This window comes from Frigoribacterium sp. Leaf415 (genome assembly GCF_001424645.1).
Classification (GTDB): Bacteria; Actinomycetota; Actinomycetes; order Actinomycetales; family Microbacteriaceae; genus Frigoribacterium.
This window is the reverse complement of record NZ_LMQR01000002.1, coordinates 174,521-189,230: the sequence shown is the minus strand read 5'-3', so window position 1 is coordinate 189,230 and position 14,710 is coordinate 174,521. Positions and strand designations below refer to the sequence as shown.

The 14,710-nt window shown below is 71.9% G+C and carries 10 protein-coding genes; 6 read left to right on the top strand and 4 right to left on the bottom strand.

Features of this window, described 5'->3' with window-relative positions; genetic code table 11:
• The first annotated feature begins 159 nt into the window (after window positions 1-159).
• The gene (locus tag ASG28_RS15500; RefSeq protein ID WP_055978098.1) at window positions 160-1,158 is read left to right on the top strand and encodes a LacI family DNA-binding transcriptional regulator; all 999 of its coding nucleotides are present in this window, start codon (window positions 160-162) and stop codon (window positions 1,156-1,158) included.
• A 17-nt stretch (window positions 1,159-1,175) separates the two neighbouring features.
• Here the strand turns inward: ASG28_RS15500 and ASG28_RS15495 are convergent, their stop codons facing one another.
• Together ASG28_RS15495 and yczE are read right to left on the bottom strand one after the other, a co-directional pair.
• Window positions 1,176-3,461 carry an APC family permease gene (locus ASG28_RS15495; RefSeq protein WP_082454818.1) on the bottom strand — a complete coding sequence of 762 codons (2,286 nt, stop codon included), beginning with the start codon at window positions 3,459-3,461 and terminating at the stop codon, window positions 1,176-1,178.
• Window positions 3,462-3,565: 104 nt separating this feature from the next.
• Window positions 3,566-4,192 (bottom strand): membrane protein YczE, encoded by a 627-nt coding sequence (yczE, locus tag ASG28_RS15490; protein ID WP_055978096.1) that lies wholly within the window; start codon window positions 4,190-4,192, stop codon window positions 3,566-3,568.
• Window positions 4,193-4,254: 62 nt separating this feature from the next.
• On the opposite strand from yczE, the gene yczR reads away from it, so the two are divergent.
• The 5 genes from yczR to ASG28_RS15465 all read left to right on the top strand — a co-directional run bounded on the left by yczR (window position 4,255) and on the right by ASG28_RS15465 (window position 13,240).
• Window positions 4,255-5,709 carry a MocR-like transcription factor YczR gene (yczR, locus tag ASG28_RS15485; RefSeq protein ID WP_055978095.1) on the top strand — a complete coding sequence of 485 codons (1,455 nt, stop codon included), beginning with the start codon at window positions 4,255-4,257 and terminating at the stop codon, window positions 5,707-5,709.
• A 159-nt stretch (window positions 5,710-5,868) separates the two neighbouring features.
• On the top strand, window positions 5,869-9,015 hold the full coding sequence (locus ASG28_RS15480; RefSeq protein WP_055978093.1) for an efflux RND transporter permease subunit: 3,147 nt from the start codon (window positions 5,869-5,871) through the stop codon (window positions 9,013-9,015).
• 459 nt (window positions 9,016-9,474) lie between these two features.
• A complete protein-coding gene (locus ASG28_RS15475) occupies window positions 9,475-11,640 on the top strand; it encodes a DEAD/DEAH box helicase (protein ID WP_055978091.1) in 2,166 nt (721 codons plus the stop codon).
• 224 nt (window positions 11,641-11,864) lie between these two features.
• Window positions 11,865-12,590: a hypothetical protein gene (locus tag ASG28_RS15470; protein WP_157485811.1), complete on the top strand. Its 726-nt coding sequence runs from the start codon at window positions 11,865-11,867 to the stop codon at window positions 12,588-12,590.
• Between the two features lie 59 nt (window positions 12,591-12,649).
• A complete protein-coding gene (locus ASG28_RS15465; protein WP_157485810.1) occupies window positions 12,650-13,240 on the top strand; it encodes a hypothetical protein in 591 nt (196 codons plus the stop codon).
• A 116-nt stretch (window positions 13,241-13,356) separates the two neighbouring features.
• On the opposite strand, the gene ASG28_RS15460 is transcribed toward ASG28_RS15465, so the two are convergent.
• Together ASG28_RS15460 and ASG28_RS15455 are read right to left on the bottom strand one after the other, a co-directional pair.
• Window positions 13,357-13,863 carry a mycothiol transferase gene (locus ASG28_RS15460; protein ID WP_043594550.1) on the bottom strand — a complete coding sequence of 169 codons (507 nt, stop codon included), beginning with the start codon at window positions 13,861-13,863 and terminating at the stop codon, window positions 13,357-13,359.
• A gap of 172 nt (window positions 13,864-14,035) precedes the next feature.
• Window positions 14,036-14,536, bottom strand: coding sequence for a MarR family winged helix-turn-helix transcriptional regulator (locus tag ASG28_RS15455; RefSeq protein ID WP_055978086.1), 501 nt, complete (start codon window positions 14,534-14,536; stop codon window positions 14,036-14,038).
• Window positions 14,537-14,710 lie beyond the last annotated feature (174 nt).

Below are 14,710 nucleotides of genomic sequence, written 5' to 3'. Positions count from 1 at the left end.
GGGGCGGACGATCTATTTGATCGATCAAATCCGTGAGGTCAGAGTAAGCAGGCCGCCCGGCGGGTGTCAAGACCAGGGTGCTGGGAGCCGCCGGGGGGCGCCCGAGCCCTGGGGTAACGTGACCGGAGGCCGCCGACCGGCGCCGGGGCGGAGGGCGAGATGACTCGGGTGCCCGCACCGCGCCTCCCGACCGTCAGCGACGTCGCCTCGGTCGCCGGAGTGTCTCGGCAGACCGTCTCGAACGTGCTCAACGCGCCCGACATCGTGCGCCCCGACACGCGGGGTCGCGTCGAGCGGGCCATCGCCGACCTCGGCTACCGCCCGCACGCGTCGGCGAGGAGGCTGCGCACCCGCAAGAGCTCGACCATCGGCATCCGGCTCGACCCCGTGCAGAACGGCATCTCGGGCGCGGTGCTCGACCGCTTCCTGCACGCCGTCACCGAACAGGCCGACGCCCTCGACCACCGCATCCTGCTGTACACCGCGGCCGGGCCCGACGACGAGATCGCCCAGTTCCGCCGCCTGCTCGACGGCGCCGACGTCGACGGCTTCGTGCTCACCTCGACCTTCTTCGACGACCCGCGCACCGAGTGGCTGATCGACGCCGGTGCCGACTTCGTCACCTTCGGCCGGCCCTGGGGGCTCGACGACATGGGCGACCCGCAGCACCGCTGGGTCGACGTCGACGGCCGGGCCGGCGTGGCCTCGGCGACCGACGACCTGCTGGGGCGCGGCGCGACCCACGTGGCCTTCCTCGGCTGGCCCGAGGGGTCGGGCGCCGGGGACGACAGGAGGCGCGGGTGGCGTGACGCCCTCGGGTCGCGGGGCACGCTCGACCCGGCCTCGATCGACGCGCTCGACCTGGCCGTCGAGGACTCGGTGCCGCTCGCATCGGCCGCCGTGCGCGCGGCGCTCGCCGCAGGAGTCACGGTGGACGCCGTCGTGTGCGCGAGCGACACCCTCGCGCTCGGGGCGTCGGTCGTGCTCGGCTCGACGGTGCCGGTCGTGGGCTACGACGACACCCCGGTCGCCTCGGCGCTCGGGCTGTCGAGCGTCGAGCAGCCGCTCGTCGAGGTCGCGGGGGCCGTGCTGTCGCTGCTGCTCGACGACAGCGAGCCGCGGCACCGCCTGCTACGGCCGCACACGATCTGGCGCTGAGGCGCCCCGAGGTGCGGCTACTTCTTCTTGCGGGGGGAGGTGCCGGTCGAGTTGCGGGCGGCCGAGCGGGCCTTGCGGGCGGCGGCGCCACCTCCGCGATTGCCCGTGGCCGAACCCGGTGCGCGCGGGGTCTGCTTCGGTCCGGGCTTCGAGCCGGCCGAGCCGGTCTGCGCGGGCTGGACGTCCAGGCCTCGTTGCATCGCGCCTCCTTCGAGAGCTGCTCCGGCGCGGCCGTCGGGGCCCGCGTCGGCGCCCAGAGCGCCTCCGGCGGCACCGGATCGGCGACCGGCGGGTTCGAGCACGCGGCGCGGCACCGGGCGGGGGCGGATGGGCTCGCCACGGCGGTCCTGGCCGGGGATCGGCCGCGAACGACGCCCGTAGAGCACCTCGGACGAGTCGAGCAGCCACGGCACGAGCGAGATCGTCACGCCGTGCACGAGCATGAGCTTCTGACGGATGCGGCGGCTCTTGTGGTTGTGCAGCGCGGCCTCCCACCAGTGGCCGACGATGTAGATCGGCGTGTAGACCGTCACGACCTCGCTGCCGTGCTCTTCGCGGTGGGCCTTGATGTACTTGATCAGCGGCATGCTGATGTCGCGGTACGGCGAGGCGACGATGCGCAGCGGCACCTCGATGTCCTGCTCGGCCCACTGGCGTTGCAGCAGCGCAGTGGCCTCGTCGTCGATGCCCACGTGGATCGCCTCGAGCGACTCGTGCCGCGCGGCGATGGCGTAGTCGAGGGCCTTCAACACGGGCTTCTGCATCGTGCCGACCAGCACGATGGCGTGGTCGCCGTGCGAGCCGAACTGCGTCGTGGCATCGGGTTCGATCTCGACCAGCACGTCGCGGTAGTAGCGGTTCACGCCGAGCATCAGCACGAACAGGATCGGCATGATGACGAACACGAGCCAGGCGCCGTGCGTGAACTTGGTCACCGTCACGACGATGAGCACCGACGCGGTCAGCAGGGCACCGAACGCGTTGATGCCGCGAGCCCGGTACACGGCACCCCGGTCGGCGCAGCCCTCGCGCAGCATGCGGGTCCAGTGCACGACCATGCCGGTCTGACCGAGCGTGAACGACACGAAGACGCCGATGATGTACAGCTGGATGAGCCCCGTGACGCTGGCCTGGTACACGAGCAGGATGGCGCAGGCCACCAGCGCCAGCACGATCACGCCGTTCGAGTAGATCAGTCGGTCGCCGCGCGTGTTGAGGGCCTTGGGGGCGTACTGGTCGCGGGCCAGGATCGAACCGAGCAGCGGGAACCCGTTGAACGCCGTGTTCGCCGCCAGCAGTAGCACCGCCGCCGTGCAGGCCTGGATCACGTAGAACGGGATGCCGAACAGGGCCCCGCCGAACACCGCGCTCGCGATCTGCGCGATCAGGCTGCGCTGCGGCGTGGTGGCACAGTCGACGAACCCTTGCAGGTCGCAGGCGTTCTCGGCGTAGTGCACCTTCGCGATCAGGGCGACGGCGACGAGGCCGGCGAACAGGACGATGGCGATGCTGCCCATCAGCACGAGGGTCTTCTGGGCGTTCTGCACCTTCGGGCGGCGGAACGCGGGCACGCCGTTCGCGATGGCCTCGACGCCGGTCAGGGCCGAGCACCCGCTCGAGAACGCGCGCAGCAGCAGCAGGATGAACGCCGCCTGCGTGAGCTGGTCGGCCTGCACCGTGTAGTCGGCGCTCTCGGCGACGGGCGGGTCGCCGAGAGCGGTGCGCACGAGGGCGATCACGATCATGACGAAGACGCTCGACACGAAGAGGTAGGTGGGGATCGCGAAGGCCTTGCTCGACTCGCGCACGCCGCGCAGGTTGACGGCCGCCAGCAGGACGACGAAGAAGACGGCGAGCTCGACCCGCACCGGTGCCAGTTCGGGCACGGCCGAGATGATGTTGTCGACGCCCGAGGCGACCGACACGGCCACGGTCATGACGTAGTCGACGAGCAGCGCCGAGGCGACCACGAGCCCGGCCTTCTCGCCGAGGTTCTTGTGGGCGACCTCGTAGTCGCCGCCGCCCGACGGGTACGCCTTGATCAACTGGCGGTACGAGGCGACCACGACCAGCAGCAGGACGACCACCGCGACGGCGACCCACGGCGCGAGCGTGAGGAACCCGAGGCCGCCGATCAGCAGGATCATCAGCAGTTCTTGCGGCGCGTAGGCCACCGAGCTGAGCGGGTCGCTGGCGAAGATCGGCAGTGCGAGGTGCTTCGGCAGCAGCTGCCCCTCGAGCTTCTCCGAGGGCAGGGGTTCACCGATCAGCCAACGCTTCGGCGACCGGGTGTCGTTGGTCACGAGCGGCGACTCTACTCCCGTGCGAGGGCGTGTCAACTTCGCTCGCGGGCGGTTTATTCCCGGTCAGCGTGGGTCCGTCCGAACTGATTCGTACCGGCGCGGCGTCAGGCGGGTGAGGAGGCGCGGGCCGGGACCACGACGGAGGTCGCCACCCGGCGCCGGGCGAAGAGCGGCAACGTGATCGCCACGAGCGGGCCGATCAGCAGAGCCTCGGCGGCCGTGCCGATGCCGACCTGGCCGCCGAGCAGCCAGCCCGCGGCCAGGACCGTGAGCTCGATGACGGTGCGGGCGACGCCCACCCGCCAACCCAGTCGGGCGTGCAGGCCGAGCATGAGACCGTCACGCGGGCCCGGCCCGAAGTCGGCCCCGATGTAGAGGCCGCTCGCGACGGCGAGCAACAGCAGACCACCCGCGAAGGTCAGGCCCTGCGCCCACCACTCGGTCTGTTGCGGCAGCACGCGCAGGCCGAGGTCGGCGACCGGGCCGATCATCAGCGTGTTGGCGATCGTGCCGAAGCGGGGGCGCTGGCGCAGGGGTATCCAGAGCAGCAGCACGACCAAGCTCGTGACGAACGTGACGGTGCCGAACGTCAGCCCGGTGTGCCGGACGAGCCCCTGCGAGAGCACGTCCCAGGGGGCGACGCCGATGCCGGCGCGGATCATGACGGCGATGGCGAAGCCGTAGGCGGTGAGGCCGACGAACAACTGCAGCAGGCGACGCGAGAGGAGCATGAGGTCGATCCAATCGCCCGACTGGCCTGGTGGCAAGGGTCCAATCGGCCTAGGGTGGCCGCGTGACCAACCTCGACCACGGTGCCACCACCGTCTCGTCGCGAGCGCTCGGGGTGCTGCTCGACTCGTGGCGCGCCTCCTCGGCTCCCGGCTACCTGGCGCTCGCCGACCGCATCCGCCTGCTCGTGCTCGACGGGCGGCTGCCGGTCGGCACGCGCCTGCCGTCCGAACGTGACCTCTGCGCGCACCTCGGGGTCAGCCGGACGACCGTGGCCGCGGCCTATGCCGCCCTCCGCGACTCGGGGCACGTCGACAGCGTGCGTGGCAGTGGCAGCGTCGTGCGCCTGCCGGCCCGTGCCTCGGTGCCGCGCCCGACGACGACCGAGGGGCTGCTCGACCTGACGAAGGCGGCCCTGCCCGCGGTCGACGGCATCGCCGAGGCGGCCCAGCGGGCGGCGGGTCGGCTCGGGGCCTACCTCGACGACCCGGGCTACGACCCGGTCGGGCGGCCCGTGCTGCGCGAGGCCGTCGCCGAACGGTATCGACGGCGCGGACTCGAGACGAGCGCCGAGCAGATCGTCGTCACCCTCGGGGCGCAGCACGCGATCGCGCTGCTCGCCCGCGTGCTGGTCTCGCGCGGTGACCGGGCCGTCGTCGAGGCGCCCGGCTACCCGCACGCCTTCGAGGCCCTCCGCGGGGCCGGCGCCCGCCTCGTGCCGGTCAGCGTGACCGTCGACGACGGCTGGGACGAAGCGGCACTGATGCAGACCCTGCGTCGCACCAGCCCGCCGGTGGCCTACCTGATGCCCGACTTCCACAACCCCACGGGCGCGACGATGCCCGCCGACCAGCGGGTGCGGGTGCTCGAGGCGGCAGCGGACGAGGGCACCGTGGTGATCGCCGACGAGACCATGGCCGAGATGGCGATCGACGGGGTGGGTCCGGGCTCGCGCGTCGAGCGGCCCCTGCCGATGGCCGCGTACGGACGGGCCGTCACGATCGGCTCGGTCGGCAAGTCGCTCTGGGGCGGCCTGCGCATCGGGTGGATCCGCGCCGAACGCCCGCTCGTCGACCGGCTCGTGCGCGCCCGCTCGGCGGGCGACCTGGGCACGCCCGTACTCGAGCAGCTGGTGGTCGCCGAGTTGCTCGGCGACTTCGACCGCGTGCTGGAGGCGCGGGCCGGCCACCTGAGACGAGGTCGCGACCGCGTCGTCCACGGCCTGCGCGAGGCGTTCCCGTCCTGGCAGGTGCCGTCGCCGGCGGGCGGGCTCACCACCTGGGTCGGACTCGGAGCGCCGGTCAGCTCGCAGCTCACCCTCGCCGCCCGCCGCGAGGGGCTGCTGCTCGCCGCCGGTCCGGTGTTCGGCATCGACGGGGCGTTCGAGCGGTTCCTGCGCGTGCCGTTCTCGTACGCCGACAGCGACACCGACCGCGCGCTCGCGGCCCTGCGCGCGGCGTGGGACGGGGTCGACGGGGTGCAGGTGCCGGCCTCGCCGCTGCTGGCCGAGGTGGTCTGAGGGGAGAACGGCGGCTCGTCCACACCTCGGCGACCGGCCGGGGTTCTGCACAGCGTGTAAGAAAGCGCCGCCAGTTCCCAGAGAGGCTGGTGACAATGGAGGCGCGGTGCACGTCGTTCACCGCGCCTCCTCCGCTCTCCCTCTCACCACCGGAGCACCGTGCATCTGCTGTCCGTCTTCAGCCTGCGCAACCGCGCGCTGATCGCCCTCGTCACCATCGTCGTCGCCGTCTTCGGTGGCATCGCCCTCACCTCGCTCAAGCAGGAGCTCGCGCCCAACGTGCAGTTCCCGCAGATCGCGATCGTCAGCTCGTACCCGGGTGCCACGCCCGAGGTCGTGAACGAGGACGTCTCGACCCCGATCGAGCAGGCCGTCCAGATCATCCCCGGCCTCGAGGGCACCTCGGCGACCTCGAGCACCTCGCAGAGCACGGTCTCGGCCGAGTTCACCTACGGCACCGACCTCGACTCGGCCGAGCAGAAGATCCAGTCGGCGATCAACCGGCTCTCGCTGCCCGACTCGGTCGACACCCAGGTCGTCACGGGCAGCCTCGACGACCTGCCGGTCATCCAGATCGCCGTCACCGGCTACGACTCCGCGGACTCGCAGGCCCTCGTCGACCGGCTGACCACCGTCACGGTGCCCGACCTGCAGAAGCTCGACGGCGTCCGCGAGGCCTCGATCTACGGCGACGCCGGCCAGCGCGTCACCATCTCGCCCGACCAGACGGCGCTCACCGCCGCGGGGCTGACGACCGCCGCCTTCCAGGACGCCCTCGACGCCAACGGCACGCTCATCCCCGGCGGCACCATCACGCAGGACGGCAAGACCCTGTCCATCCAGGCGGGTCAACGACTCACCAGCGTCGACGAGATCCGCGCCCTGCCGCTGCTCGGCGGCACCTCGGCCGCCACGATCGGCGACGTCGCCGACGTGCAGCTGACCGGTGCCCCTGTCACCTCGATCAGCCGGGTCGACGGGCAGGACGCCCTGACGGTCGCCATCACCAAGACCCTCGACGCCAACACCGTCGACGTCTCGCAGACCGTCCGCGACGCCATCCCGAGCCTCGCCTCCGACCTGGGTGACGGCGTGGAGCTCACGGTGGTGTTCGACCAGGCGCCGTTCATCCAGCAGTCGATCGACGCGCTCGCCGAAGAGGGGCTGCTCGGCCTCGTGTTCGCCGTGATCGTCATCCTGATCTTCCTGCTGTCGATCCGGTCGACCATCGTCACGGCGATCAGCATCCCGACGAGCGTGCTGATCACGTTCATCGGGCTCCAGGCCGCGAACTACACGCTCAACATCCTGACCCTGGGCGCGTTGACGATCGCCATCGGCCGCGTGGTCGACGACTCGATCGTCGTCATCGAGAACATCAAGCGGCACCTCACCGCGGGCGTCGACCGGCTCGAGGCGATCAAGGTCGGCGTGCGCGAGGTGGCGGGCGCCATCACCGCCTCGACGGTCACGACCGTCGTGGTGTTCCTCCCGCTGGCGTTCGTCGGCAACATCACCGGCGAGCTGTTCCGGCCGTTCGCCCTGACGGTGACCATCGCGCTCGTCGCGTCGTTGTTCGTCGCGCTCACGATCGTGCCGGTGCTGGCCTACTGGTTCCTCCGGGCGCCGAAGGCCCACAAGCACGCTCCGGGCGGCGAGGCCGCCGCCGTCGAGGGGGCGACGACCGAGTCGTTGACGACCCGCGCCTCCGACCCGTCCGACACCCGGCCGCTCGACCGCCTGCGTCGCGCCTACGTCCCCGTGCTGCGGGGCACCCTGAAGCGTCCGGTCGTGACGATCCTCGTGGCACTGCTGATCCTGGTGGGCACGGGCGCCGTCATCCCCTTCATGAAGACGAACTTCCTCGGGGCTAGCGGGCAGAACACGTTCACCGTCACGCAGACCCTGCCGCCCGCGTCGAGCCTGCAGACGCAGTCCGACGCCGCCGACCGGGTCGAGCAGGTGCTCGAGGGCGTCGACGGCATCGAGACGGTGCAGCTGACCATCGGCTCGAGCGGCACGTCGATCGCGAGCTTCCTCGGCGGCTCGGGCGACAGCACGGTCACCTACTCGATCACGACCGACGAGAGCGCCGACCAGGACGCCCTGCAGGCCGACGTCCGCTCGCAGCTGGACGACGTCACCGATGCCGGCGAGATCGAGGTCTCGGCGTCGAGCGGGTTCGGCACGAGCAACGACATCACCGTCGACGTCACGGCACCCGACCCCGACAGTCTGCAGACCGCGACGGATGCGGTGCTGAAGAAGGTGCAGGGACTTCCCGGCACCGCCGAGGCCAGCTCGAACCTGCAGGCGGCCCAGCCGGTCATCGGCGTGCAGGTCGACCGTGCCGCCGCCGCGGCGCTCGGCTACAGCGAGGTCGCCGTGGGCGGCATCGTGTCGCAGGCGATCCAGCCCTTCCGGGTGGGGTCGCTCGAGATCGACGACAGCTCGGTCGACGTCTACACGGTCGACCCGACGCCGCCGGCGACCCTCGACGAGCTCAAGGCCCTCGAGCTGCCGAGCCCGACCGGACCCGTGCGACTCGACTCCATCGCCACGGTCGAGCAGACGACCGGCCCGACCTCGGTCACGACGACCGACGCGGTGCGTTCGGCGACCGTGACGATCACGCCGTCGGGCGACGACCTCTCGGCCGCGGGCACCGAGGTGTCGGACGCCGTGGCCGCGGTCGAGCTGCCCGACGGCACCGACGCCACGATCGGCGGGGCGACGGCCGACCAGGCCAACGCGTTCTCGCAGCTCGGTCTCGCCGTGCTGATCGCCATCCTGATCGTCTACATCGTCATGGTGGCGACGTTCCGCAGCCTGATCCAGCCGTTGCTGCTGCTCGTGTCGATCCCGTTCGCCGCGACCGGGGCGATCCTGCTGCAGCTGGCCTCGGGCGTGCCCCTCGGCGTCGCGTCGCTGATCGGCGTGCTCATGCTCGTCGGCATCGTCGTGACCAACGCCATCGTGCTGATCGACCTGGTCAACCAGTACCGCGAGAAGGGGCTGAGGGTGCGCGAGGCCCTGCTCGAGGGGGCGTCGCGCCGGTTGCGGCCGATCCTCATGACGGCGGCGGCCACGATCTTCGCGCTCACCCCGATGGCGCTCGGCGTGACCGGGCACGGCGGCTTCATCTCGCAGCCACTCGCCATCGTCGTCATCGGCGGGCTCGTGTCGTCCACCCTGCTGACGCTCGTGGTCTTGCCGGTCATCTACTACCTGTTCGAGCGCATCGGCGAACGTCGGGCCGACCGGCGGGCGGCGGAGGCTGCCGAGCAGGCTGCCACCCGGGTGTGACGACGGCCCGCGTGCCGGATTCGGCGTCGACACGTGTCGGAAGGCGGGCGAGTCCGTGCTCGACGGGCCGACGCGCCGGCCCGTCCGGCACGAACTCGCCCGTGCTGCCGTGCTGCCGTGCTGCCGTGCTGCCGTGTAGCGCAGGCTTCGCTCACCGATCGAGCCGGGGCGGCGGGGCTCCGGTCACCGATCGACCCGAGGAGGCGGGGCTTCCGGTTCGGGGGAGGCTCGGGTATCGTGGGTGGGTCGGCTCAAGACACCGCGCCTGTGGCGCGAGCACATCGGCACCTGCGGGTGCCGATGTGCACAGCTTTGAACAGCACGAGGGTTTGTAAGTCTTGTGGGCCGGATTCCCGTCGAGTCACGACGGGATGAATTCACGATTGTGAACGGTCCTGGTCAATGGCTGCCCGGGTATTTCTTCGCGTCATCTCTGACAAGCCCGGAAAGAACTCCTCCATGTCTCCTTACGACAACTCACGCCCGCGCACCGACCGCACCGGTGGTGCACCCAAGGCCGGATCGAAGAGCCCCAAGCACCGCGGCCACCGCGCCGACGAGGTCGGAGCCCCGGCCGCCAAGAAGCGCTGGGACGCCAGCGAGCGTGCCGACCGCGGACGCCGCGAGTTCGGCACCCGCGACGGCGGTGGCAACCGTGCCCCCGGCGCCGCCCGTTCCGAGGACCGTCGCCCCAACTGGGAGCCCCGCGAGAAGCCGGCCGGTGGCAACCGCTTCGGCAACCGCGACTTCGACAGCCGCAACGGCGAGCGTGGCCGCGACGCGGCGCCCCGTTTCGGCCGCGACGGTGGCCGTGAGGCCGCCCGGGGATACGGCCGTGACGGTGGCCGCGACGCCGCCCGTGGCTCCGACCGCGGACCCCGCTCGTGGGACCGTTCGGACCGCCCCGCCCGCGACGACCGCGCCCCCCGCAGCGACGACCGCGGCCCTCGCAGCTACGACCGCTCCGACCGTCCGGCCCGTGACGATCGTGCTCCCCGTTCGTACGACCGCTCCGACCGCCCGGCTCGCGACGACCGCGCTCCCCGCAGCTACGACCGCAGCGACCGCCCGGCTCGCGACGACCGCGCCCCGCGTTCGTACGACCGCGACGCCCGTCCGGCCCGTGACGACCGCTCGCGTGACGACCGCCCCCAGCGCTCGTACGGTGACCGTCCCGAGCGCGGTGGCCGCGCCTCCGGTGGTTTCGACCGCGACGCCCGCCCGGCACGCAGCTTCGACCGCAGCGACCGCCCCGCTCGTGACGACCGCGCCCCGCGCAGCTTCGACCGCAACGACCGCGGCGACCGCCCGGCCCGTGTCGGCGACCGGTCGAGCGACTTCTACCCGAAGCGCGACGCGGCGACGCACTACTCGCCCGAGGACGACGTCAAGCTCGAGAAGCTCAAGGCCGAGGTCGTCACCGCGGCCGACGTCGAGGGCGTGAGCTTCGGCGACCTGGGCCTCGGTGACAACATCGAGCGCCAGCTGGCCTCGATGGGTGCCGCGGCTCCGTTCGCGATCCAGGCGGCGACGATCCCCGACGTGCTCGCCGGTCGCGACGTGCTCGGCCGTGGCCGCACGGGCTCGGGCAAGACGATCGCCTTCGGCGCCCCGCTGGTCGAGAAGCTGATGGAGAACAACGGCGCGAAGAACCGCAAGATGGGCCGCAAGCCCCGCGCGCTGATCCTCGCCCCGACCCGTGAGCTCGCGATGCAGATCGACCGCACCGTGCAGCCCATCGCCCGTTCGGTCGGCCTGTTCACCACGCAGGTCTACGGCGGCGTGCCCCAGCAGCGTCAGGTCGGTGCGCTCAACCGCGGCGTCGACATCGTGATCGGCACCCCCGGCCGCATCGAGGACCTCATCGACCAGGGTCGTCTCGACCTCAGCGAGGTCGTCGTGACCGTGCTCGACGAGGCCGACCACATGTGCGACCTCGGGTTCCTCGAGCCGGTGCAGCGCATCATCCGCGAGACCGCCACGGTCCGCCCGGACGGCGCCCGCGCCCAGAAGCTGCTCTTCAGCGCGACCCTCGACAAGGGCGTGGCGAAGCTCGTCGACGAGTTCCTGGTCGACCCGGCCGTGCACGAGGTCGCCGGCGAGGACCAGGCCAGCGCCACGATCGACCACCGCGTGCTGCTGATCGAGCAGCGCGACAAGACCGCGGTCATCGAGCAGCTCGCCTCGGGCGGTGGCAAGACCCTGGTCTTCGCCCGCACCCGCGCCTTCGCCGAGCAGCTCGCCGACCAGCTCGAGGACGCCGGCATCCGCTCGACGAGCCTGCACGGCGACCTGAACCAGGCCCGCCGCACGCGCAACCTGCAGCTGCTCACCAGCGGCAAGGTCAACGTGCTCGTCGCCACCGACGTCGCCGCCCGCGGCATCCACGTCGACGACATCGAGCTCGTCGTCCAGGCCGACATGCCCGACGAGTACAAGACCTACATGCACCGCTCAGGCCGCACCGGCCGCGCCGGCAAGGAGGGCACCGTCGTCACGCTCATCACGCGCCAGCGCCGCCGTCGCATGGAAGAGCTGCTCGACCGCGCCGAGATCGACGCCGAGATGATCGAGGCCCGCTCGGGCGACCGCCTGATCGACGAGCTCGCGGGCGTGCAGGCGTAGCGAGCGCTCCCCGGGGCGCGCACCGCGCCTCCTGGTCTCGAACCCCGTTCCGAACGAAGAACCCCGCAACTCTGGGTTCATCGTTCGGAACGGGGTTCTTCGTCGTGCGGCCGCCGTGCCAGGCAGGCAGGCAGGCGAGGCGAGGAGGCGCGGTGCCGGCCGGCCGCGGACGTCGCGTGGACGGGGAGGCGGCTTGTAGGCCTCGCGCCCCCTAGTCTCTCGATGTGCCCCCGACCCGTGACCGCCCCGGCTTGATGCGCGTGCGCCTGGAGAACCGGTGGCGGTGGCACGTGGTCGACCCGTCGCTCGACGCGGCGGCGGCCGACGCGGCGGTGGCCGAGCTGCGGCGGCGGAACGCGGGGACGAACGTGGGGCCGGTGCGAAGGGTGGTCCGGTACGCGCCGCTGTTCGCGTTCGTGTTCGTGGTCCTGGCGGGGACAGGGGGGCTCGTCGTCGTCCTCGAGGCGGCCGGGCTGACCGAGCCGTTGGCGGAAGGGACCGTCTTCGTCGTCGGTGGGGTCGCCCTGCTCGTCGTCGCGGGGTTCGCGGCCTGGGGTGTCGGGACGGTGACGACCCCCGACCTGCCGGTGTCGGTCACGACCGTCGGCGTCGTCGAGGTGGACGCCGCCGTGCTGACCTGGGCGACCGACGATACGCCTGTCGACGATGTGTGGCGGTTGAACGAGGCGGTGTCTCTGTACGTCGAGCTGTTGACGGCCTCGTGGACCGTCGAGGACCTCCTCGAGGGGTGGGTCGACCTCGACGGCGAGTTGCAACATCGCGGAGAGGCCGATCCGATGCGTGATCTGCCACTCGATCGACGGGGGGACGGCCGCGCCCTCGTCGCACTCGACGAGGCTATGCGCGAGGCCGTCGACGCCCTCCGGGTCGTCGCCGATCCTCTCGGCTTCGACCCCGATTCCGTGCTCGAGAGGGTGGTCACGGCGTGATGGAGTTCGTGAGCGTCGTCCGAGGGGCACAGGAGAGTCACTACCTCATCGTCGACCCCATGATCCCCGCTGACGTCGCCGCCGAGATCGTGCGTCGCCGGGCATTCGTCTCGGACCGGTCGACGGGCCGGCGTGCAGCCCTCGGGCTCGCCGTCGCGCTCGCGGCCAACGTCGCGGTGTGGCTCTCCTGGAGCGTGGTGGGCTGGCGGGAGCCCCCGTCCTTCGTCGCGCCGGCACTCGGTGGCGCGGCGGCGGGTTCGGCGGCGTACGCGGGCATCCGTGTGCTCGTCCGGTGGATCGGAGGGCGCGGGCGTCGAGGGAAGATCCGAGCCGGTCGCCTCTCGCGAGCCTCGGCTCGCGGCGCCCTCGAGTACGTACCCAGCGAGGTGCGGCGGTGGGCGCGAGCCGGGCAGGCCCCCGTGGCGGACGTCGTGGACCTCGCCAGAGCCTGCGTGGCGACGCGATCCGCGCTCACGTCGATCGAGTTGTCGAGCGAGGCGACGTCCGACGGCAGCTGGGCACACGCGAACGCCGTCGTCGGCCCGATCTTCGCCGCCGAGTACGAGGCCCGCCGGGCCGAACTCGACGAGCTGGCCGCGCGGCTCGGTTTCGCGGTGCCGGCCGACTTGCCGCCGTCCCTCGAGGACTGAACCCGCGCCTCCTGCGCTCGTGAGACCCCAGGAAGTCGCCGAGACACCCATGCGCGCACGGGGGTCTGGGCGAGTTCCTGGGGTTTCGGCGCGGCGGGCGGCAGCAGCAGGCGAGGTCAGCGGCGGTCGAGCAGGCCGCGCACGTAGGAGGCCTGGCCGAGGTGCTGCACGCAGTCGTTCAGGATGCTGACGAGGCGGGCTCCGGCCGTGACGGGAGGGTCCCACGCCTCGTCGACCACGTCGTCGTACGAGGCCCCGTCGAGGTCGTCCAGATAGCCGCGCGTCCGCAGCGTGACGGCCTCGAGGTAGCCGATCAACAGCTCGGCGTCGACCCGCACCGCGGCCACGTCGGCCGGCGACATGCCGTAGCCCATCTCGGCAGGCGAGAACGGCAGCGCGAACGACTCGGCCCAGCCGTCGGCCGTCCAGACCTGGTCGGAGGCGGCGAGGTCGGCGATCTGGACGTCCTGCCCGCGGGCGGTGTGCCAGACGAGCCAGGCGATCGTGTTCGCCTCGTCGTCGGGGCGCCAGGCGAGGTCGTCGACCGAGAGGTCAGCCACCGCCCGGACAGCGATGGCGGGGAGGCGCGAGAAGGCTTCGACGAGGACGTCCGAGGGGGTCATCGGCCCACCCTACGACCGGCCGCTGGCGCCTGTGCGGGTCGCGCGGATCATCCAAGCGGCGCCGAACCACCGAAGTGGCGTCGAACCACCGACATGCGTGGTTCGACGCCCCATCGGTGGTTCGATCTGGCGGTGGTTCGACCCGGTGCTGGTCCGCCCCGGTGGTGGTCGCTCAGGCGACGACGTCGTCGCCGGCCGCGGCGCGCGTCAGCGAGTCGCCGATCGCCCGCATCGCCGCGGCGAGGAAGTCGAGGTGGTTCGGGTCGACCGCGTCGCGGAACGCGCGGCGGTAGAAGTCGTGGATCTGGTCGATCGCCTCACGGCCGGCCGGGGCCAGTTCGAGCAGCACGCTCCGTCGGTCGGAGGGGTGCGGCTGGCGCGTGATGTACCCGCCGCTCTCGAGACGGTCGACCAGGCTCGTGGTCGCCCCGGTCGACAGCTCGAGGAACTCGGCGGCGCGCTTGGGGGTCGTGTCGTGGTCGGTCGCGATGAAGGTCAGGCAGCGGAGGTCGGTGGTGCCCATGCCGAAGTGGTCGGCGACGACCTTCTGCACGCGCTCGCCCTGTCGTTGCAGCGACGCGTAGGCCGTGAGCACGAGGGTCACGTCGAGCTGGCCCTCGTCGTCGAGGGGCGGAGGGGAACCGGCGGGCGGCTGGGGCGAGACGTCGGACATGGCGGGCTCTCTGCTGGCGGGACGGCGACGCGAGGACGGAGCGAAGACGAGGAGGCGCGGCGGAGGACGCCGCGGACGTCCAGGATACCTCGCCGAGTGAGTTGTACGAGGTTCGAATCACCCGGTGATGCGCAGCGACAGCATCACCCGGTGATGCGCAGCGAATGCCCAGCC